The sequence below is a fragment of the Vibrio sp. 11986-1-5 genome, assembly GCF_963878025.1.
Lineage (GTDB): Bacteria > Pseudomonadota > Gammaproteobacteria > Enterobacterales > Vibrionaceae > Vibrio > Vibrio injensis.
The window spans coordinates 180,531-203,075 of record NZ_CAWNVW010000050.1 but is presented as its reverse complement, the minus strand read 5'-3'; the positions used below and the strand labels follow the sequence as shown (position 1 = coordinate 203,075).

Here is a 22,545-nt window from a genome sequence, read left to right as displayed (position 1 = left end):
TGGCATCGAAATAGAGGCAAGTAGATGATCAGACAACGTACTCTGAAAGAAATAGTGAAAACAACTGGAGTGGGCCTTCACTCTGGTCGTAAAGTCACGCTTACTCTTCGCCCAGCTGCTGCAAACACGGGTATTATTTATCGTCGTACTGATGTTAACCCACCTGTTGACTTCCCTGCTGATCCAGCATCAGTAAGAGATACTATGCTGTGTACGGCATTAGTTAACGATGATGGTATCCGTATCTCAACTGTTGAGCATCTCAATGCGGCTTTGGCTGGCATGGGGATCGACAATGTTATTGTTGAAGTAGATGCGCCGGAAATTCCTATTATGGACGGCAGTGCCAGCCCATTTGTGTACTTATTACAACAGGCCGGTATAGAAAAACTGAATGCACCTAAGCGTTTCATTCGTATCAAGAAACCAATACGATTCCAAGATGAAGACAAATGGGCGGAGTTACGCCCTCATAATGGCTTTAAAATGGATTTCGAGATAGAGTTTAATCATCCGGCGATTGATGGTGATGAGCAGCATCTGGTGTTTGATTTCTCTTCGCAAGGCTTTGTGAAAGAAATCTCTCGCGCCCGAACGTTTGGTTTTATGCGTGATATAGAGTATTTACAGTCGCAAAACCTTTGCCTTGGTGGTAGTTTCGATTGTGCTATCGTACTCGATGATTATCGCATTTTGAACGAGGAAGGTTTGCGTTTTGCTAATGAATTTGTCACTCACAAAGTATTGGATGCCATTGGTGACCTTTACATGTGTGGTCATGCCATTGTCGGCGAATTCAGAGCTTACAAATCAGGACATGGTTTGAATAACCAGCTACTTCGTGCGCTATTAGCTGACCAAGAAGCCTGGGAATGGGCTACATTCGAAGAAGAAGTAGGATCTCCTGTTGCTTTTGCAGAGCCGAATATGGTTATTGCATAAATAAAGAATAAATAAAAAAGCCAGACTGAGTCTGGCTTTTTTATTTATTCTTTATTTACTCATCTTGAACGTTTACCTGTTTAATGCTTATTTAAGCGGCAATGTATTAATAAAACGGCGGTAATTCTTTGCCTCTTCGGTAACGTTGAGCCTGTTTTGCTTCAAGTGGGACTTGCTGTCAGTATTTTGAGTGAGTTTAGTTGGTATAACAGACTTCGTTCTGATTAAGTAAAATGGTATCTTACGTCTCTGGTGTTATGACCATTGATGGTTACCGATAGAAATCCTTACACTGAGCATGACTTAATTGGCTTGGTGTCTTGAAAATACACATCTTCATCACAATATCCAAAGGACATGATTTATCTCAGTATCCTTAGTTGAAGATAGAGAGAGACTGGAAATATTTAAAGCAGATCGGGACGATCTAAGTAAAGAGAGATACATAAAAAATGATAACTAAGCTACTGACAAAGGTGGTTGGCAGTCGAAACGACCGAACCTTGCGCCGTTTAAGAAAAATCGTTAAAGAAATCAATAATTTTGAGCCTGCATTTGCGACCCTTTCTGATGATGAACTAAAAGCAAAAACTATCGAGTTTCGTCAGCGTATTGAGCAGGGAGAATCGTTGGATCAACTATTACCAGAAGCCTTTGCTACCGTACGTGAAGCTTCTAAACGTGTGTTTGGCATGCGTCATTTCGATGTGCAATTAATTGGTGGTATGGTCTTAAATGCGGGGCAAATCGCCGAAATGCGTACTGGTGAAGGTAAAACACTCACCGCAACACTGCCAGCTTATCTTAATGCCTTAGCGGGCAAAGGCGTACACATCGTTACTGTCAATGACTATTTAGCTAAACGTGATGCGGAAACCAACCGTGCTCTGTTTGAGTTTTTGGGCATGACCGTTGGTATTAACGTTCCCAATATGCCGCCTCATGAGAAAAAACAAGCCTATCTTGCTGATATCCTTTACGGAACCAACAATGAGTTCGGTTTTGACTACTTGCGCGATAATATGGCGTTCCGTATGGAAGACCGAGTGCAACGCGAACGCTTTTTTGCGGTAGTGGATGAGGTGGACTCAATCTTAATTGATGAGGCGCGTACGCCATTGATCATCTCTGGTCCTGCCGAAGATAGCTCAGAATTATATACACGAATTAATACATTGATTCCTAATCTCCAGCAGCAAGATAAAGAAGACTCTGAAGATTATCGTGGTGATGGCCATTATACCGTGGATGAAAAATCCAAACAGGTTTACCTGACGGAAACTGGACAGGAATTTGTTGAAGAGTTGTTAGTGCGTAATGGCTTAATGGAAGAAGGAGATACGTTATATTCTCCAAATAATATTAGCTTATTGCATCACGTTAATGCGGCATTACGTGCTCATGTCTTATTTGAGAAAAATGTCGATTATATCGTTACCGATGATGGTGAAGTGGTTATTGTTGATGAACATACCGGACGAACGATGCCTGGACGTCGTTGGTCTGATGGTTTACACCAAGCCGTTGAAGCAAAAGAAGGGGTCAAAATTCAAAATGAGAACCAAACCTTAGCTTCGATCACTTTCCAAAACTATTTCCGTTTATATGAAAAACTGTCAGGCATGACAGGTACTGCTGACACCGAAGCTTTCGAATTTCAGTCAATTTATGGCTTAGAAACGGTGGTTATCCCAACCAATAAACCAATGGTCCGAGATGATATGCCGGATGTGGTGTATCGCACTGAGGCTGAGAAGTTTGCAGCGATTATTGAAGACATTAAATATCGAGTAGAAAAAGGTCAACCTGTGCTGGTTGGTACCGTATCAATTGAGAAGTCGGAACTGCTTTCTCATGCTCTAAAAAAAGCCAAGATCAAACATAACGTCCTGAATGCGAAATTCCATGAAAAAGAAGCAGAAATTGTTGCTGATGCTGGTAAGCCAGGGGCTGTAACGATCGCCACCAATATGGCGGGTCGAGGTACGGATATTGTTCTCGGCGGTAGTTGGCAGGCACAGGTTGAGTCGTTAGATAACCCAACTCAAGAGCAGATTGATCAAATTAAAGCTGAGTGGAAAAAAGTACATGATCAAGTACTTGCTTCCGGCGGCTTGCACATTATTGGTACCGAGCGTCATGAATCTCGTCGGATTGATAACCAATTACGTGGTCGTTCTGGCCGTCAAGGTGATGCCGGCTCTTCGCGTTTCTACCTTTCTATGGAAGACAGTTTGCTGCGTATCTTTACCTCAGATCGTATGGCGAGCTTAATTCAGAGCGGTATGGACGAAGGCGAAGCCATAGAAAGTAAAATGCTTTCTCGCTCGATTGAAAAAGCGCAACGTAAAGTTGAAGGTCGTAACTTTGATATACGTAAACAACTCTTGGAATACGATGACGTAGCCAATGATCAACGTAAAGTCGTTTATGAACTCCGTGACGAGCTAATGCGAGTGGATGATATTAGCGACATGATTGAACACAATCGTGCTGATGTCTTTAATTCGGTCATTGATACCTACATCCCCCCACAATCGTTAGAAGAAATGTGGGATATTGAGGGATTACAAGAGCGCTTGAAAAATGATTTTGATCTTGCTCTACCGATTCAAACTTGGCTAGATGAAGACGATAAGCTTTATGAAGAAGCGTTGCGTGAGCGAATTCTTGAACAAGCAGCCACCGTGTATAAAGAGAAAGAGCAAGCGGTTGGTGTCTCTGTCATGCGTAATTTTGAAAAATCCGTCATGTTACAAACACTGGATACGCTATGGAAAGAGCATCTCGCAGCTATGGATCATCTACGTCAAGGGATCCATCTACGTGGGTATGCGCAGAAAAATCCAAAACAGGAATATAAACGTGAATCGTTTGAGCTGTTTGAAGGGTTACTTGATTCATTAAAATCTGATGTGATTGCTATTTTGTCAAAAGTGCGCGTGCAACAGCAAGATGAAGTGGAGCGTATGGAAGCTCAGCGTATTGCTCAAGCTGAAGAGGTTGCTCGTCGTGCTCAAGCTCAACATCCTAGTAGCGATAACCAGAATAAAGATGATGGACATCATCCGATGGTCCGTGAAGAGCGTAAAGTCGGACGAAATGAGCCTTGTCCTTGTGGTAGTGGTAAAAAATACAAACAGTGTCACGGTAAAATTGATTAATTTTATTTAATTCAGTAAAAAGAGTCGCTTAGGCGACTCTTTTTTTAATCTATATCGTATGGGAAAACGCATGAAACGTATTCATATCGTTGCCGGGATTATTGTTAATTCTGAAGGTTCACAGATTTATATTACTAAACGCCCTGATGATAAACATCAAGGGGGGTTATGGGAGTTTCCTGGAGGAAAGGTTGAGGCTGGTGAAAGCATTAAGCAAGCTTTGTCTCGTGAATTGTATGAAGAGATTGGTATTACGGTTACTGAGCAGAATTTGTTTGAACATCTTGAATTTGATTACTCTGATAAAGCCTTAATGTTTGATTTCATGTTAGTGAGTCATTTCGAAGGCCAACCTTTCGGTAAAGAAGGCCAACAAGGTAAATGGGTCCTGATCAGTGACCTGACAAACTACGCTTTCCCTGCGGCTAATAATGCGATTGTTGAGCGAGTGATGAAAGAGTTACTCTAAGTGCTAGCCAGCATCGAGGATAGTTGTTAGTTTAAGGGTAGTGGATAAATCGTCTATCGCGAACCATGGAATGATAAATGGAGAAAGAAGCAATGATAAGAATTGCGATTGCAGGTGCTGCTGGTCGTATGGGACGCAATCTCGTCAAGGCAAGTTATTATAATCCCAATACCATCGTCGGGGCAGGTTCCGAGCGTCCTGAGTCATCACTAGTCGGTGTAGATATTGGAGAATTGTGTGGTGAGGGACGTTTTGATGTTGCTTTAGTCGATAATCTAGAGCAAGCCGTCAATGATTTCGATGTGATCATTGATTTCACTGCCCCTACTAGTACGTTAGCCAATATTGAATTATGTCAAAAACACCAAAAGAAATTGGTGATTGGTACCACTGGGTTTGATGAACAGCAATTAATACAAATTAAGCTTGCTGCTCAGCAGGTGCCTATTGTTATGGCTCCGAACTACAGTGTTGGCGTTAACCTAGTCTTTAAGTTATTAGAAAAAGCCGCGCAAGTGATGGGGGATTATTGCGATATTGAGATCATTGAAGCTCATCATCGTTTTAAAGTGGACGCACCTTCTGGAACCGCGATTGGTATGGGAGAGGCGATTGCTCATGCGATGGGTAATCAGCTTAATGATGTAGCGGTCTATGCTCGTGAAGGGATCACTGGTGAAAGATCTCGGCATGAAATTGGTTTTGCCACGATTCGTGCTGGCGATATTGTTGGTGAACATACAGCTATGTTTGCCGATATTGGTGAGCGAGTAGAAATTACTCATAAAGCGACCGATCGTATGACCTTTGCTAATGGGGCTGTGAAAGCGGCTATTTGGTTAGCGGACAGACCCGCCGGGCTTTATTCGATGACCGATGTGCTCAATTTGAATGAGCTTTAATTACATAATTATGCGCCAGTTTAGATTGGCGCATTTTTTTTATTCACGTTAACTAAGAATATTAAGCTTTTTTTAAAAGCTTAATTATAGCTATTTTGTTGTAATAAACATCGGGTTGGTTGGTGTTTTTGCTTTAGTTGTCTGTTTTTGATTGTTTTCGTCTTTGTTTATCGTTTGCTTTTGTTTTTGGTTTTTTTGTTGTTTTTTTTTACTGGTCATTTAGGTGCTTTTTATTTATTTCATCATTATTGGCGATAAAAAGGTAAGAAAAGTATCATTTTGTTGGCTTTGGTTTGGTTTTTATTGGCAAGTTGATAAATTAAAATTTAATTTATCAACGATTGTTGACAGGGATTAGTGTGAACCTTAGAATACCGCCAATTTGTCTAACATACCCTCAAGCAACGTCTCGCTGCGAACAGGAAGGCAGATTTGAGATTTAATTTATATTTAATGCATTTTTATTCTGGAGGTTGTCTTGAGTAAACCAGCACTGTTGGTCCTAGAAGATGGGACAGTGTTCCACGGAGTGTCCATTGGGGCAGAGGGTTTTTCCGTTGGTGAAGTTGTTTTTAATACTTCGATGACGGGGTACCAAGAAATTCTCACTGACCCTTCCTATTCTCAACAAATTGTTACTCTCACTTATCCCCACATTGGTAATACCGGAACTAATACTGAAGACGAAGAATCCTCTTCTATCCATGCCCAAGGCCTAGTGATTCGCGATCTCCCTCTTATCGCTTCCAACTTCCGTAATCAACGCTCTCTTTCTGACTATCTAAAATCACAAAATATTCTCGGTATTGCAGAGATTGATACGCGTAAACTGACGCGTATTTTGCGGGAAAAAGGCGCGCAAAATGGCTGCATTATGGCTGGTGATTCGTTGGATGAAGCATTTGCACTCGAGAAAGCAAAAAATTTCCCAGGCTTAAAAGGAATGGATCTTGCGAAAGAGGTTACAACACAAGAAGCGTATGCATGGCAACAAGGTTCGTGGACGTTGGAAGGTGGACTTCCTGAAGCAAAAGACCACAGCGAGCTACCTTATCACGTCGTTGCCTACGATTTCGGAGCCAAACGTAACATCTTACGTATGTTGGTTGACCGAGGATGCCGCTTAACGGTTGTACCAGCACAAACGTCAGCCGAAGAAGTATTAGCACTCAACCCTGATGGTGTTTTCTTATCCAATGGTCCTGGTGACCCCGCTCCATGTACTTATGCAATTGAAGCCACTAAAGTGTTCTTAGAGAAAGGATTACCGGTATTTGGGATCTGTTTAGGACACCAAATTTTAGCCTTAGCTTCTGGTGCGCAGACAGTCAAAATGAAATTTGGTCACCATGGTGCGAACCATCCCGTAAAAGATTTACAGCGTAATGTTGTGATGATCACAGCGCAAAACCATGGCTTTGCTGTTGATGAAGCAAGCTTACCAGACACGTTGCGCGCAACTCACAAATCACTGTTTGATGGCTCATTACAAGGCATTCATCGCACAGATAAACCTGCGTTTAGCTTCCAAGGTCATCCAGAAGCCAGCCCAGGTCCCCACGATGCCGCTCCTCTTTTTGACCATTTCATTGAATTAATTAAACAGCATACAGCCTAATTCGGAGTAGTAGACAATGCCAAAACGTACTGACATTAACAGTATTCTAATTTTAGGTGCAGGCCCGATTGTCATTGGTCAGGCTTGTGAGTTCGACTACTCAGGTGCCCAAGCTTGTAAAGCGTTACGTGAAGAAGGCTATCGAGTGATTCTCGTCAACTCGAATCCAGCAACGATCATGACCGACCCCGATATGGCCGATGCCACTTATATTGAGCCGATTCATTGGGAAGTGGTGCGTAAAATTATTGAAAAAGAGCGCCCTGACGCCGTATTGCCAACCATGGGTGGCCAGACGGCATTGAACTGCGCGTTAGAACTAGAGCGCCAAGGTGTATTGGCGGAGTTCGGCGTAGAGATGATCGGTGCAACCGCTGATGCGATCGATAAAGCAGAAGATCGCTCACGTTTTGATAAGGCAATGAAATCCATCGGTTTAGCTTGTCCTCGTGCGGATACCGCCAAGACGATGGAAGAGGCTTACCGAGTACAAGAGATGGTTGGTTTCCCTTGTATCATCCGTCCTTCTTTTACCATGGGCGGAACCGGTGGTGGTATTGCCTACAACAAAGAAGAGTTTGAAGAAATTTGTCGCCGTGGACTCGACTTATCGCCAACCAATGAGCTATTGATTGATGAATCGCTGATCGGTTGGAAAGAGTACGAGATGGAAGTGGTGCGTGATAAAAACGACAACTGCATCATCGTCTGTGCAATTGAAAACTTCGACCCAATGGGTATCCATACGGGTGACTCAATTACCGTAGCACCAGCGCAGACTCTTACTGATAAAGAGTATCAGCTGATGCGCAATGCTTCATTAGCGGTATTGCGTGAAATTGGCGTTGAAACTGGCGGCTCGAATGTACAGTTTGGTATTAACCCGAAAGATGGTCGTATGGTGATCATCGAGATGAACCCTCGCGTGTCACGCTCTTCTGCTCTGGCTTCAAAAGCAACCGGTTTTCCAATTGCTAAAGTGGCCGCTAAATTAGCGGTTGGCTTTACGCTTGATGAGCTGATGAACGACATCACTGGCGGTGCGACTCCTGCCTCGTTTGAGCCAACCATTGACTACGTGGTAACCAAAATTCCACGCTTTAACTTTGAAAAATTCGCTGGTGCTAATGATCGTCTCACCACACAGATGAAGTCTGTCGGTGAAGTGATGGCCATTGGTCGCAACCAGCAAGAATCACTGCAAAAAGCATTACGCGGCTTAGAAGTTGGCGTGAATGGTTTTGATGAAATGGTCGATCTAGATGCCCCTGACGCATTGACCAAAATTCGTCACGAACTGAAAGAAGCGGGCGCTGAGCGTATTTGGTACATTGCTGATGCGTTTCGTGCCGGTTTATCGGTCGATGGAGTGTTTAACTTAACCAATATCGACCGCTGGTTCTTGGTGCAAATCGAAGAACTGGTCAAGATGGAGCAGCAAGTGAAAGCGGGTGGCTTTGCCGGCCTCAATGCCGATATCCTGCGTAAAATGAAACGCAAAGGTTTTGCAGATGCGCGTCTCTCAGCTTTATTAGGCGTGGCAGAAAGTGAAATTCGTCGCTTGCGCGATCAGTACAATATTCATCCGGTCTACAAACGAGTTGACACCTGCGCAGCGGAGTTCTCATCCGATACCGCGTATATGTATTCAACCTATGATGAAGAATGTGAAGCGCAGCCTACGGATAAAGACAAAATTATGGTGCTCGGCGGTGGTCCAAACCGTATCGGTCAAGGTATCGAATTTGATTACTGCTGTGTTCATGCTTCACTTGCACTGCGTGAAGATGGCTATGAAACCATCATGGTGAACTGTAACCCAGAAACCGTATCCACCGACTACGATACCTCAGATCGCCTCTATTTCGAGCCAGTAACACTGGAAGATGTGTTAGCCATTGTTCGCGTTGAAAAACCGAAAGGGGTTATTGTCCAATACGGCGGTCAAACGCCATTAAAACTGGCACGCGCCTTAGAAGCGGCCGGAGTGCCGATTATTGGTACTAGCCCAGATGCGATTGATCGCGCGGAAGACCGTGAACGCTTCCAGCAAGCGGTAGAGCGTTTAGGGTTACTGCAACCAGAAAATGCCACGGTCACCACCATGGAACAAGCGATTGAAAAATCAAGAGAGATTGGCTTCCCGTTGGTAGTACGTCCTTCTTATGTGCTTGGTGGTCGGGCGATGGAAATTGTCTATGACGAGCAAGATTTACGTCGTTACTTTAACGAAGCGGTCAGTGTATCGAATGAGTCACCGGTTCTGCTCGATCGCTTTTTAGACGATGCGGTTGAAGTGGATATCGATGCGATTTGTGATGGCGAGCGAGTCGTGATTGGCGGCATCATGGAGCACATTGAACAAGCGGGTGTTCACTCCGGTGACTCAGCGTGCTCACTACCGGCTTACACGCTAAGCCAAGAAATTCAAGATGTGATGCGTGAGCAAGTTGAGAAGTTAGCTTTTGAATTAGGTGTACGCGGTTTGATGAACACCCAATTTGCGGTGAAAAATAATCAAGTTTATCTGATTGAAGTCAACCCTCGCGCAGCACGAACGGTGCCGTTCGTATCCAAAGCGACTGGCGCGCCGCTGGCAAAAATTGCCGCACGTGTGATGGCTGGTCAGTCACTTGAGTCACAAGGCTTTACCAAAGAGATCATTCCTCCTTATTATTCGGTTAAAGAAGTCGTGCTGCCTTTTAATAAGTTTCCTGGTGTTGACCCACTGCTTGGTCCTGAAATGCGCTCAACTGGTGAGGTGATGGGCGTTGGGGCAACGTTTGCTGAAGCTTACGCTAAAGCTGAACTTGGCTGTGGCAACGTGTATCCCGATGGTGGCCGAGCACTATTATCGGTACGTGAAGAAGATAAAGAGCGTGTGGTCGATTTGGCGTCTAAGTTGATCAAACTTGGCTATCAGCTAGATGCAACTCATGGTACCGCGGTGATTCTCGGTGAAGCTGGGATTAACCCTCGCCTAGTGAATAAGGTACATGAAGGGCGTCCGCATATCTTGGATCGAATCAAAAACAATGAGTACACCTATATCGTCAATACGGCGGCAGGTCGTCAAGCGATTGAAGATTCAAAAGTATTGCGCCGTGGTGCTCTAGCTGAAAAAGTTAACTATACCACGACGTTAAATGCGGCATTTGCAACTTGTATGTCACACACCGCGGACGCGAAAGCGTCGGTCACTTCGGTGCAAGAGCTACATGAGCAAGTCAAAGCCAGCTTAGCCTAATAACAATTAAGGTAAGTCGTTAAGGCTTATCAGACAACCTCATTGCCCGCTGAATTAAGCGGGCTTTTTTATCATCTAAATTGCCCAGTGATCTCCCAAGTCTATATTGATGAATAAATGGAATAGGTTGTTGTCTTGCATTTCGCTGTTTTGATGTTTTGAGCAGTGATACTGTTAAGCTTTATTATTCAAGATGTTGATGAGAAATGGAACTTTCATTGGAAGTGCTGGGCTTACTATTTTTAGTAGCGGCTGTTGCGGGATTTATTGATGCCATGGCAGGCGGCGGCGGTTTACTGACTTTACCGACCTTATTGGCCGCAGGGGTACCGCCGACCCAAGCACTGGCGACCAATAAACTGCAAAGCTCCTTTGGTAGCTTTTCTGCCACTTTTTATTTTGTCCGCAATGGTGTTGTAAGCCTAAAATCGATGCGCCTCGCCATTGTGTGTACTTTTGTTGGCGCGGCACTTGGCGCGGAAGCGGTGCAGTATATTGATGCCTCTTTGTTGACTAGCCTTATCCCACTTCTACTTATCGGTATATCGCTTTATTTCTTATTGGCTCCGACTACTAAAACTCACACTGGGTCTGCACCTTTATCCGAAACCGCGTTTGCTTTCACGGTGGGTTTTGGTATCGGTTTTTATGATGGTTTTTTTGGCCCCGGTACCGGTTCAATCTTTACCGTCTGTTTTGTCGCTTTAGGTCATTTTGGATTGGTGGAAGCTACCGCGCGCACTAAGGTGCTTAATTTTACCTCCAACATTGCCGCGCTGACTTTTTTCTTAATCGCCGGATTACCCATTTGGCAGATAGGTTTAACCATGGCAGTTGGTGGCTTTATTGGTGCTCGTATGGGAGCAAAAGTGGTGATCAGCCAAGGTCAGCGTTGGATCCGCCCTCTGGTGATCACCATGTCTATGCTGATGGCGCTAAAACTGCTTTGGGAACAGCATCATGCAGCGCTGTTATCAATGTTTGGACTCTAATGCTGCGATAGCGGCTGGCGCGTAGACAAATATGAATGGGCCGAGTCAGATCGGCAAGTTCAACGAAATCAAAGCAGTGCTGAGGCTCAATTTTTAGGGTGCTGACAATCGAGCGTGGCACTAAGGCCGGTAACATACCGCCGAGCGCTAGCTGCGCGGCGGCGGTGTAAGAGTCCATCTCCATCGCCGGTCGAATGCCTTGTTTGTGCAGTATGGCTGCTTGATAGGTGTTGGCGGGATTGGCTAAATCATTAGTGATCAGCTCGCTTGGTAGTGAGTGCAAAGGGGCTTGGCTAATTACGGTAAATGGCTCATCGCCTAAATGAAAGGTCAGCAAACCATGATTGGCAGGCAGATAACCGGCACAAAAGCCCAAGGTGGCTTTGCCAGACTGAACATTTTCGACAATTCTCGGCGTGTGGTTGGTAGTGATCAGCCAATGCGGATCCTGCTTGCGATGTTGTCCCATGATCTGGCCAAGATAACCGGCGACTAACGTCTCCGAGCAATCCATACGCAATAGTGTATTGTCTTCCAGTATCTGCTGCTCAAAAATCAAGCCATGCAACTCATTAAATCTAGGGCCAATGCTGGTAATTAATTGCTCGGCATCGGCGGTCAATTTGATATGTCGACCTGCGGGAACAATCAGTTTCTTGCCGAGTTTTTTCTCTAAGTTCGCAATGCGCTTACTGACGGCCGATTGGCTGATATAGAGTTGGCTACCGGTACGGCTCATGGTTTTTTCTTTGCTGAGCACCAGTAAGGTTTCAATGCCTTCGAGTAACATAGGTTGATGACAAATGGGAATAGATGTCGCTAATGGTAACCTTGAACCATTACGGTGTCGTCTATTAAAGTCACAAAGCTTGCGTATGGAGCATCACCAGCCATGATGGCTGGTGATTGAGGGATTATTTGGTTAGTGCAAAAGTCGGCAATGATAAGTGCCAACGAATGGCGCATAAGCGGATGACTAGAGTCGACATTACGCCACAGAGAAAAGCGCTCGAACTGTTATAATCTAAAGCGAGCGCGCTAGTATGTACCATGCCGCCGACAATACAGGCGGTGGCATAGACTTCGCTTCTTAATACCATAGGGATCTCACGAGCAAGCACATCACGGATGATACCTCCACCGCAGCCAGTGATTACCCCCATAATAATCGCGATTAACGCTGATTCTTGGAAGATCAGTGCTTTTTCAACCCCAATAGCGACAAATACCGCCAGGCCAACCGCATCACAGACGGGCAGTATCCACCAAGCCACCCGTTTAGGGCGACGGACAATCAACATGGTTAATAGGCAGGTCGCAAAGATCACCCATAAATAAGTGGTATCGGTGATCCAAAAAACCGGCGTCGCACCGAGTGCCATATCGCGAATGGTTCCACCACCAATGGCGGTGACACTGGCGAGAACCACCGCACCGAAAGGGTCCATCTTTAATCGCCCTGCTAGTAGTACGCCTGAAATCGCAAACACTGCAGTGCCAAACATATCAATCAAGTAGAGCAGTGAAGTATCCAAAGTTGAGTCGCTCGCTTAACATTCCCTGTTAATTTGGGATGAGTAAATGGGAGCACATTGTATGCAACTTTTGCTTTTTTAGTTACTACTTTTGTGTTTGGGCAAAATAATTGCAAACTTGCTCAATGGCGAGCAGTGATCTTGGGGTTTGCCGGTTGAGCCAGTCAGCATTGATACTTGTGATCTGTCCCTTTTTTACTGCTGGGATTTGGCTTTTCCAGCGTTGCCACATAGTGCCTTCGACTATTGCTTGTTCTGAAGTGAAAATGACTTCCGGTTTGGCGAGTAGCACCTGTTCAATGCTCACTTGAGGATAAGGAGATGGGCTATGCTGGAAAATATTCACCCCCCCACAAAAAGTAAAAATCTCACTTGGCCAACTGCCTTGCGCTAAGGTGATGATTGGCTTCTCACTTAATTGGTAAAAATAACGTACATTATCAAGATGAGCGTATTTCTGTCCGAGTTGAGCAAGCTGCTGGCGAAACTGATTGGCCGCTTGCATACCAAGTTTAGGATCGCTGGCATACTGACTCAGTTTTTCGATATCGAGTGCAATATCATCTAACGTTTTTGGATCTGAATAAAAGAGTGGAATGCCGAGGCGAGCTAACTTATCTACCTCTCGCATAGCATTACCTTGTGGCCATACCACCACTAAATCAGGCTGTAAGGTCAGAATCCGTTCAATGTTGATCCCTTGATAATTGGCGACTCGAGGTAAGCTTTGTGCTGATTCTGGGTAATCACTATAGTCACTCACTGCCACCAATTTATCTCCCAGTCCAGCGGCAAATATCAGTTCGGTGGCATGAGGAGCTAAGCTAATGATCCTTTCTACAGCAGCAAGAGCATAACAGGGCCAAAAGAACAGAAGTAAGAGCAGTAATCGGTGTGGCATGTTTATACACCTTGATAAACGAGCAGTAACATAATGCTTTGTAAAATAAGCCAAAGCCATAATCGACGAGTGAGTAATTGACGTAGTTGAGCTAAATGAAGGCTTGCAGGTACAATGCGTCCGCCAATTTTTGCTCTTACCGCTTTCTGCTGACCATAAATGGCTGGTCCACCCAGCGCTAAGTGTAATTTGTTACCTACCGCGCACAGTAGCCATCCCGGCCCCGGTAATGGCCAAGAGCGACTTTGATTAAGCATTTGCGTCAAATTATAGTTAACATTTTCGCCCATCAGGATCAGTAAGCTAAATAAACGCAAAGGAACGATATCAAGTACTGCCACGGCGCGAATAACAGGCAAACCAAACGGCTGAAATTGAGTACGAGAAGGAGACCAACAACGGGCTAATTCAACCATTAAACGATAAATAAATGCGCCGATCCCCCCGAGAAATCCATACCAAAATAGAACCCCAATCAGGTTACGGCCAATACCCATAGTGATGGTTTCGACACTGGCTTTACCTAAACCGACCGGGGAAAGCGTTGCCGTTTCACGATTAACAAACGGCACCAATAAACGGCGAGCTAACGGTTTATCCTGTTGTGCCAGTGCTTGACTCATCTGCTGGCTAAGTTTATCCGCACTGCGCCAATCGAGCGCTAACAGCAATAACGCTAATTCAAACAGTTGCGGGTGCCAAACCAGAGGTTGCAGAGCAACGCACAGCATAATGGTAGGGATAATCATCAGTAGCCAAGCCAGAGTGCCGGAAATTAAACTTTGTTGATAACTGATTGGTTTATTGACTTTCTCTGCCAATATTTCGGCAAATTTATGCCACAAAGTAATCGGATGGGTGGCGTGAGGGATCGGCAATAGCCAATGAAATAACAAAGCACCCCACATGACAAGTAGGGCACCATTGGCATAAAAGAGTTTGAATAATTCATCCATGAACAACAGGCTACTTTAGTAGTTCAACCATTTTTAGCACCATCGCTGAAGAGCTTTGTGCGGCTAGCGGCAAAAACTCATCAAAAGAGAGTGGCGAAGCTTTATCTGCGACATCAGAAATAGCACGCACCACGACAAAGGGTACACCAAATTGATGACAAGTTTGGGCAATTGCAGCGGCTTCCATTTCCACCGCTACTGCGGTTGGGAAATGTTGACGAATGAAGTTTTGTTTTTCTTCGCTGCAAACAAAGGCATCGCCAGTGCAAATCAGGCCGCGAACTGCGTGTTTGTTATCCATGGTTTGCAGAGCTTGTTCAGCCACTGACATGAGTTTTTCATCGGCAATGAAAGCGGCGGGTTGACCAGCCATTTGTCCGATTTCATAACCAAAAGCAGTCACATCAGCATCATGGTGACGAACTTCGCTAGAAATGACCACATCGCCCATAGTTAAACTAGAATCGAAACCGCCCGCAGAGCCTGTGTTAATCACAACATCAGGTTGGTATTGACTGAGCAATAATGCTGTACCAACAGCGGCTGATACTTTACCGATCCCAGATTGAAGCAAGATAACTTCAACACCATGCAGCTTACCGCTGTAATAGGTGCAGCCACCTTGACTGATTTCTTGGCGTTGTTCGAGAGCGTCTTTTAAAATGGCGACTTCTTGTTGCATCGCGCCGATGATGCCAATTTTCATTTTATGTCTCTTTTCAATGGATAAAAATCGCTGCAGTTTATCATGCTCAACGAGGATTGATCGAGGTTAACTAAAAATGCCAGCGATGAATGCGTTATTGCAACAAACCCGCGGAGGTCATTTTTTCACGTAATGTTTCAACTCTGCGGCGATTAACGCCAAAATCGCTATAGCCAACTCGAGACTCTGAACGAACTTTTAATTGATCATGCTGTAGTTTAAGTTCCAAATCATCAACAAAGCGTAATACTCGGGTAGTGCATTCAATTCGCAAGTAATCGTCTGTCTTTTCAACAACTTCAGCGCCGGGTAAGGTTAACGCAATACGCTCAATTTGATTGAGCGTCACACCTGGGCGCAGGATAAACGGTGCCACAGAAAACTTGTCTCTGGATTCTTCCGTCGATACGCAGTTAGGTTTATTGCCACACAGGCTCGCTGTTCGATCGGTCATATTAGATGCAATACCTCGGCTACAAGCAATGACAAGGAGTGATAACCCGATAATAATGAATGGCTTCACGACATTTTCCTATGGCGAATAAAATTTGAGCATAGCTGATATTTTCCGCTGAGGACAACCCATTATACGGATGATTGACGATCTTTGGCTGATTAAGCTGATGATTTTTCTAGTTTGGGGATGAAGCGCGCTAAGACTGAGCGATGTTACTGATAAAAAAGGCTAACACTGGGTGTTAGCCTTTGAAAATCTCTTTCTACCTGCAACCCAAAGCGGTTTGGGTATATCCCCTTCCTACTTGAAGCTGCAGGGGTGTTGGCTGCGTTCGTTCGCCCCAATCACATAGTCTATCTATGCTCATGGGGATTATGAGAGCCATCCGTGGCTCTCACCAAAGGCCAGCCTACGGCTGTTCAAATTTGTTCCAGACAAATTTGTCACTCACTTGCCGCCTACCTGCAACTCCAAGTTGTTTGGGTATAGATAAAACGTTTACGCCGATAACATTAAAGAATCATTGATCGATTCAAGATGCGTATTGCCCATCAAGTAAGCATCAATCGCTCTGGCAGATTCACGGCCTTCATTGATGCAGCGTACAACCAGTGATTGACCAGTGCGCATGTCGCCAGCGGCAAAGACCCCTTTTTGATTGGTGGCAAAGTTATCTGTCGCGACGTTACCGCGATCATCGAGTTTTATCGCCAGCTGAGCGAGTACACCATGTGGCTCTGGATGTAAAAAGCCCATCGCGAGAAACGCCATATCACAAGGGATCACTCGCTCAGTGCCAGCCACTTCGCGAAACTCAGGGCGTTGTCCCAGCGCGGCCTCTTGCCAAACAATATCGGCAATTCGTAGTCCAGTCACTTGACCTTGCTCGTTGCCAATGAATTCTTTAGTCAGAATATTCCAATGTCTTTCGCAGCCTTCTTCATGGGAAGTCGACGTGCGTAGAATCATCGGATATTGTGGCCATGGCATATTAGCTGGGCGTTTTTCTGGTGGCATTGGCATGATCTCGACTTGAGTAATGCTTGCTGCACCATGGCGATTAGATGTACCGACACAGTCTGAACCGGTATCGCCACCACCAATGACCACCACATGTTTGCCTTTGGCGTGAATCTCTTCACCTGTAAGATCCATATTGTTAGCGCGGCGATTATTTTGTCCGAGGAATTGCATTGCAAAGTAAACGCCTTGTAAATCGCGTCCCGGGATAGGTAAATCACGTGGCACGGTGGAGCCGCCAGTCAGCAAAATTGCATCAAACTCTTGGCGCAGCTGCTGAGCGTTAATATCAACCCCCACATGAGCATTCACCACAAATTCAACCCCCGCTTCAGCCATGAGATCGAGTTTGCGATCAATCACGGCCATGCTGAGTTTAAAATCAGGGATGCCGAAACGCAGTAAGCCACCGATTTTTTCATCCCGCTCAAACACGGTGACCTGATGGCCTGCGCTGTTTAATTGCTCAGCGGCGGCTAATCCCGCTGGCCCAGAGCCGATGATCGCGACCTTTTTACCAGTACGAGAACGAGGCGTTTTCGGCTTGGCATAGCCTTCTTGATAAGCCCGTTCAACAATGGTTTTCTCAATATTACAGATAGTAATGGGATCTTGATTGATACCTAGCACACAAGCAGTTTCGCAAGGGGCTGGGCATACTCGACCAGTAAATTCAGGGAAGTTATTGGTTGAGCTTAAGATTTGCCAAGCTTCTTGCCAACTATCACGATAGACCGCATCATTAAATTCAGGAATGATGTTGCCGATTGGGCAGCCGCTATGACAAAAAGGCACCCCACAATCCATACAGCGAGCTGCTTGTTGGTTGATTTTTTGGCCAAATTCTTTATTGAGCACAAATTCATGGTTATGTTTAATTCGCTCTGCAGGGTCGATTTTTTTTGGTAGCTCTCGACCAAACTCTAAAAATCCAGTTGCTTTACCCATTATACAGCCTCCGCTTTTTCCATTGCCGCTGCGGCTTCCTTACGTTTTTCAAGTACGGCTTTATAGTCACGAGGCATGACTTTCACCATCGTGGCTAAGCTTTGCTCAAAATTGTTGAGGAATGTTTGTGCCACTTCACTTCCTGTGAATTGAACGTGTTTAGTCAGCATTTCTTTTAACAGCGCTTTATCTTCCGCTTCGATAGGGTCAAGATCGACCAGCTCAGCGTTGAGTTTTTGTGAAAAATCACCCGCTTTATCCCACACATAAGCGATACCGCCACTCATACCTGCAGCAAAGTTACGTCCGGTTGAACCAAGGATCACCGCAATACCGCCGGTCATATACTCACAGCCATGATCGCCGACACCTTCGACCACCACTTTTGCACCAGAGTTACGCACGCAGAAGCGTTCACCCGCTAAGCCTCGAATATAAGATTCACCAGAGGTAGCGCCATAGAAACAGACGTTACCAACCACGATATTATCTTCGGCAATTAAGCTGGCATTGCGGTTAGGATAAAGTACTAAGGTACCGCCTGATAAGCCTTTACCCCAGTAGTCGTTGGCATCACCTTCGACTTCAAAATGGACGCCTTTGGTCAAGAAAGCGCCAAAGGATTGCCCAGCACTACCGTTAAATTTAACCGTCATTGGCTGAGGTAGCCCTTGATCTTGATAGACTTTACAAATTTCGTTCGACAGCATGGTGCCAGTACTGCGATCGGTATTGATGATCGGCAGTTCGGCATTCACAGCTAAGCCTTGCTCAAGCGCTGGTTTCGCTAACTGGATTAATTGACGGTCGAGGACATGCTCCAAGTTGTGATTTTGCGCGCTTTGGCAATAAATACCATCCCCTTCACGGGCTGGCTCAAGATAGAGCAGGGGAGAAAGGTCGAGGTTTTTGTATTTCCAGTGGCCCACATCATCACGTAATTTGAGTTTTTGCGCTTGCCCTACCATCTCATCAATGGTGCGAAAACCAAGCTCGGCCATGATTTCTCGTAGGCCTTGTGCCATATACTGGAAGAAGGTCACGACATCTTCCACGCGGCCATCAAAGCGTTCACGTAAGGTTTTGTTTTGAGTTGCGATACCGACTGGGCAGGTGTTTTTATGACACTTACGCATCATGATGCAACCCTCCACCACTAAGGCGGCGGTAGCAACGCCCCATTCTTCGGCCCCTAGCAAAGTAGCGATAGCGATATCACGCGGGGTTTTCATCTGTCCATCCGCTTGTACCACGATGCGGTTACGTAAACCGTTTTTAAGTAGTGTCTGATGGGTTTCAGCCAGACCGAGTTCCCACGGTAAACCAGTATGACGAATCGATGAAATAGGCGACGCGCCAGTTCCCCCGTCATGGCCTGCAATCAGCACCACATCGGCTTTTGCTTTAGCAACACCAGAAGCGATAGTGCCCACGCCGGCTTCAGAGACCAATTTAACGTTGACTCGCCCTTTACGGTTGGCATTTTTCAAGTCAAAAATCAGCTGCGCCAAATCTTCAATGGAGTAGATGTCATGATGCGGTGGCGGCGAAATTAAGCCAACCCCTGGCGTTGAGTGGCGAGTTGCACCAATCCAGTCATCGACTTTATCTCCCGGTAGCTGGCCGCCTTCTCCTGGCTTGGCCCCTTGCGCCATTTTGATCTGAATTTCGTCGCAGTTGGTCAAATAGTAAGAGGTAACCCCAAAGCGTCCAGATGCCACCTGTTTAATGGCTGAACGTTCCCAGTCGCCATTCTCTTTACGAATGAAACGCGCGGGATCTTCCCCCCCTTCACCAGAGTTGGAGCGTGCGCCCAAACGGTTCATGGCCACCGCTAATGTTGAGTGCGCTTCATGAGAAATTGATCCGAACGACATTGCGCCAGTAGCAAAGCGTTTTACAATGCTCGATACCGGTTCGACTTCTTCAATCGCAATAGAGCCTGCAGGATTTTTAATAAAATCAAGCTGACTACGCAGGGTTACTGCTTTATCCCCTTGGCTATCGACAGCGGCGGCATATTGCTTGAACTGTTGATAATCTTTGTGACGAGTTGAGTGTTGCAGTAAATGGATGGTTTCTGGGTTAAATAGGTGTTTTTCACCACGCTGTTTCCACTGATAGACACCGCCGACATCGAGCATTTGTAACGGGATTTCACGAATCGGATAACCAATGCGATGGCGAACCACAACTTCTTTGGCAATATCATCTAACGTTAAACCCTGAATACGGGTCACTGTACCAGTGAAGTATTTGTCTACTACGGATTTGCTGATCCCTAATGCTTCAAAGATCTGTGCGCCATGGTAGGACTGTAAAGTCGAGATGCCCATTTTGGAGAAAATTTTCAATAGGCCTGCGTTGATCCCTTTACGATAGTTTTCGAAGTATTTGTTCACCTCAACGTTAGCATCTAGCTTATTGCGACGCTGTAAGTCAACAATGGTTTCGACCACTAAATAAGGGTTCACCGCATTAGCACCATAACCGACTAAGGTAGCAAAATGGTGAGTTTCGCGCGCATCTCCCGTTTCAACCACGATGCCGCACTTAGAGCGTAGTCCTTTACGGATCAGATGATGGTGGACAGCGCCAACGGCCAGCATTGCTGGAATTGCGGCATGGTTAGAGTTTACCGCGCGGTCGGTAAGAAGAATGATGGAATAGCCATCGATCACCGCATCCTCTGCGTATTGGCAGATGCGTTTGAGTGCTCGTTCAAGTTTGCCTGGCTCTTCACTGGCTTGAAAAACAATATCCAGTGTTTTGGCTTGCAGGTGTTCGTTATCAATGGCGCGCAGTTTTTCTAATTCAGCATTAGAAATCACCGGTGATTCTAGCTCAACTTTTCGACAGTGAACCGGAGATTCAGCGAGTAGGTTTTGATCGCGGCCAATATAGGTATTGAGCGACATCACCATCCGTTCACGGATCGGATCGATAGGCGGGTTGGTTACCTGCGCAAACAACTGCTTAAAGTAGTTTGATAGGTGCTGAGACTGATGCGACAGCACCGCCACCGGCCAATCGGCTCCCATTGAACCAAGAGGTTCGTAACCGGTTTCCGCTAAAGTAAAGATAATGTCGTTGACTTCTTCACTGCTGACGCCAAACGCTTGCTGACGATGAAGCAGACGCTCTGGTGAAGGTTGACTGTGCACGTTATCGGCTTCGGGCAGCTTTTTCAGGCTCAGTAAGTTGTCTTCTACCCATTTCTCATAAGGCTGTGCGTTAGCGATGCCATCTTTGACTTCTTCATCTGAGATGATTCGCCCTTGTTCAAGATCGGCAACAAAGATGCGTCCGGGCTGTAGGCGACCACGATATTCGACATTAGTTGGATCAATTTCTACCACGCCAGATTCAGACGCCATGATCAAAAAGTCGTCTTTAGTGACGGTATAGCGAGAGGGACGTAGGCCGTTTCTATCTAGGGTTGCACCAACTTGAACACCATCGGTAAAGCATACTGAGGCTGGGCCATCCCATGGTTCCATGATATTGGCATGATATTGATAAAAGGCACGACGCTTGGGATCCATGGTTTTGTTTTCTTGCCACGCTTCGGGGATCATCATCATCAATGCGTGTGGCAGAGTTCGGCCCGATAGCACCAATAACTCTAACACCATATCAAAGTTAGCTGAGTCGGAAGCACCTTCCTGACAGACAGGTAGCAGCATATCAATTTCTGCTTGGGTAAAGAGATTGGATTGTAAGATAGCTTCGCGTGCTTTCATCCAGTTCAAGTTACCGCGTACGGTATTGATCTCGCCATTATGAGCAATGTAACGAAACGGCTGCGCTAAACGCCATCTTGGGAAGGTATTGGTGGAAAAACGTGAATGTACCAACGCCAAAGCGGTAACCATGGTTGGGTTTTGTAGATCGAGAAAATATTGCGGAACTTGCTCAGTGGTTAACTGGCCTTTGTAAACCAGCGTTTTATAGGAGAGCGAGTTGATATAAAAATCATCGCCAATATTAGAAACGCTTTCGAGACAAACGCGAACCGTATAGTTACGTAGTACGTAGAGTTTGCGTTCCAATTCTTGCGGCGTACTTCCTGGACCTGCTGAGATGAAAACATGTTCAAAATAAGGTTCAGTACTGAGTGGATCGGCTCCTAGCATGCTGTTGTCGGTTGGCAGTTTACGATAGCCAAGAACATCAAGATCAAGACGTTTAGCATTGCGCTCTAAAATATCACGGCATTGAGCGCGTTTGTGCTCATCCCTTGGAAACAAGACAACACCGACGCCGTATTGGTCAAATGACGGTAGTTTAATCCCCAGTTTTACCGCTTCCTCTAATAGGAATTCGTGAGGTTTCTGCAGTAAAATACCCGCACCGTCACCGCTACAGGGGTCACAACCTTGTCCGCCACGATGTTCCATACGCGCTAGCATATCTAGGGCTTGAGTCACGACATGGTGTGATTTACGGTTTTTGAGGTGAGCAACAAAACCGATGCCGCAAGCGTCATGCTCGAGTTCTGGCGTATACAGACCTTGCGAACTTTGTTCTCTATTTACCATAGATACATCCTTCCAGTTCAGTTGGACACAAGCAAGCCAAGGCAAGCCCCAGCACTGCATCTATCCTTATTGTTATCCATTTAAATCGATCTATGCTGACCGACTCGCATCCCTTCCGTCTCTCACAGGAAATATATAGTGTGAGAA

General features: G+C 45.6%; 16 protein-coding genes. 7 read left to right on the top strand and 9 right to left on the bottom strand.

Annotated elements, in window-relative coordinates:
- Window positions 1-24 precede the first annotated feature (24 nt).
- The 4 genes from lpxC (at window position 25) to dapB (ending at window position 5,477) form a co-directional block, all read left to right on the top strand.
- Window positions 25-942, top strand: coding sequence for a UDP-3-O-acyl-N-acetylglucosamine deacetylase (gene lpxC / locus AACS00_RS12440; protein ID WP_110167615.1), 918 nt, complete (start codon window positions 25-27; stop codon window positions 940-942).
- Between the two features lie 452 nt (window positions 943-1,394).
- A complete protein-coding gene (gene secA / locus AACS00_RS12435) occupies window positions 1,395-4,106 on the top strand; it encodes a preprotein translocase subunit SecA (RefSeq protein WP_110167614.1) in 2,712 nt (903 codons plus the stop codon).
- Between the two features lie 70 nt (window positions 4,107-4,176).
- Window positions 4,177-4,575 carry an 8-oxo-dGTP diphosphatase MutT gene (mutT, locus tag AACS00_RS12430; RefSeq protein ID WP_072668964.1) on the top strand — a complete coding sequence of 133 codons (399 nt, stop codon included), beginning with the start codon at window positions 4,177-4,179 and terminating at the stop codon, window positions 4,573-4,575.
- Window positions 4,576-4,667: 92 nt separating this feature from the next.
- Entirely contained in the window at window positions 4,668-5,477 is an 810-nt protein-coding gene (gene dapB / locus AACS00_RS12425) for a 4-hydroxy-tetrahydrodipicolinate reductase (protein WP_110167664.1), read from the top strand.
- A gap of 90 nt (window positions 5,478-5,567) precedes the next feature.
- Here the strand turns inward: dapB and AACS00_RS12420 are convergent, their stop codons facing one another.
- Window positions 5,568-5,696 carry a hypothetical protein gene (locus AACS00_RS12420; RefSeq protein ID WP_258306864.1) on the bottom strand — a complete coding sequence of 43 codons (129 nt, stop codon included), beginning with the start codon at window positions 5,694-5,696 and terminating at the stop codon, window positions 5,568-5,570.
- 259 nt (window positions 5,697-5,955) lie between these two features.
- On the opposite strand from AACS00_RS12420, the gene carA reads away from it, so the two are divergent.
- The 3 genes from carA (at window position 5,956) to AACS00_RS12405 (ending at window position 11,334) form a co-directional block, all read left to right on the top strand.
- Window positions 5,956-7,095, top strand: a complete 1,140-nt coding sequence (gene carA / locus AACS00_RS12415; RefSeq protein WP_110167613.1) for a glutamine-hydrolyzing carbamoyl-phosphate synthase small subunit — start codon at window positions 5,956-5,958, stop codon at window positions 7,093-7,095.
- A 16-nt stretch (window positions 7,096-7,111) separates the two neighbouring features.
- A complete protein-coding gene (gene carB / locus AACS00_RS12410; protein ID WP_110167612.1) occupies window positions 7,112-10,342 on the top strand; it encodes a carbamoyl-phosphate synthase large subunit in 3,231 nt (1,076 codons plus the stop codon).
- Between the two features lie 206 nt (window positions 10,343-10,548).
- Window positions 10,549-11,334, top strand: a complete 786-nt coding sequence (locus tag AACS00_RS12405) for a TSUP family transporter (RefSeq protein ID WP_110167611.1) — start codon at window positions 10,549-10,551, stop codon at window positions 11,332-11,334.
- On the opposite strand, the gene AACS00_RS12400 is transcribed toward AACS00_RS12405, so the two are convergent.
- From AACS00_RS12400 to gltB, 8 genes are all read right to left on the bottom strand, one after another.
- Complete coding sequence (locus AACS00_RS12400) at window positions 11,264-12,124, bottom strand: LysR family transcriptional regulator (RefSeq protein WP_072668866.1); 861 nt, start codon at window positions 12,122-12,124, stop codon at window positions 11,264-11,266. The two genes, AACS00_RS12405 and AACS00_RS12400, sit on opposite strands and share 71 nt — an antisense overlap.
- Before the next feature lie 124 nt (window positions 12,125-12,248).
- A complete protein-coding gene (locus AACS00_RS12395; RefSeq protein WP_072668865.1) occupies window positions 12,249-12,869 on the bottom strand; it encodes a TRIC cation channel family protein in 621 nt (206 codons plus the stop codon).
- A gap of 85 nt (window positions 12,870-12,954) precedes the next feature.
- On the bottom strand, window positions 12,955-13,770 hold the full coding sequence (gene btuF, locus AACS00_RS12390) for a vitamin B12 ABC transporter substrate-binding protein BtuF (protein WP_072668864.1): 816 nt from the start codon (window positions 13,768-13,770) through the stop codon (window positions 12,955-12,957).
- Window positions 13,771-13,772: 2 nt separating this feature from the next.
- Window positions 13,773-14,726, bottom strand: a complete 954-nt coding sequence (locus tag AACS00_RS12385) for a cobalamin biosynthesis family protein (protein WP_110167610.1) — start codon at window positions 14,724-14,726, stop codon at window positions 13,773-13,775.
- A 10-nt stretch (window positions 14,727-14,736) separates the two neighbouring features.
- A complete protein-coding gene (gene mtnN, locus AACS00_RS12380; protein WP_110167609.1) occupies window positions 14,737-15,432 on the bottom strand; it encodes a 5'-methylthioadenosine/S-adenosylhomocysteine nucleosidase in 696 nt (231 codons plus the stop codon).
- Window positions 15,433-15,526: 94 nt separating this feature from the next.
- Window positions 15,527-15,886: a DUF1499 domain-containing protein gene (locus tag AACS00_RS12375; protein ID WP_072668962.1), complete on the bottom strand. Its 360-nt coding sequence runs from the start codon at window positions 15,884-15,886 to the stop codon at window positions 15,527-15,529.
- Between the two features lie 501 nt (window positions 15,887-16,387).
- Window positions 16,388-17,857 (bottom strand): glutamate synthase subunit beta, encoded by a 1,470-nt coding sequence (locus AACS00_RS12370; RefSeq protein WP_110167608.1) that lies wholly within the window; start codon window positions 17,855-17,857, stop codon window positions 16,388-16,390.
- A complete protein-coding gene (gene gltB, locus AACS00_RS12365; RefSeq protein ID WP_110167607.1) occupies window positions 17,857-22,398 on the bottom strand; it encodes a glutamate synthase large subunit in 4,542 nt (1,513 codons plus the stop codon). Before gltB ends, AACS00_RS12370 begins: the two co-directional genes overlap by 1 nt.
- Between the last annotated feature and the right edge of the window lie 147 nt (window positions 22,399-22,545).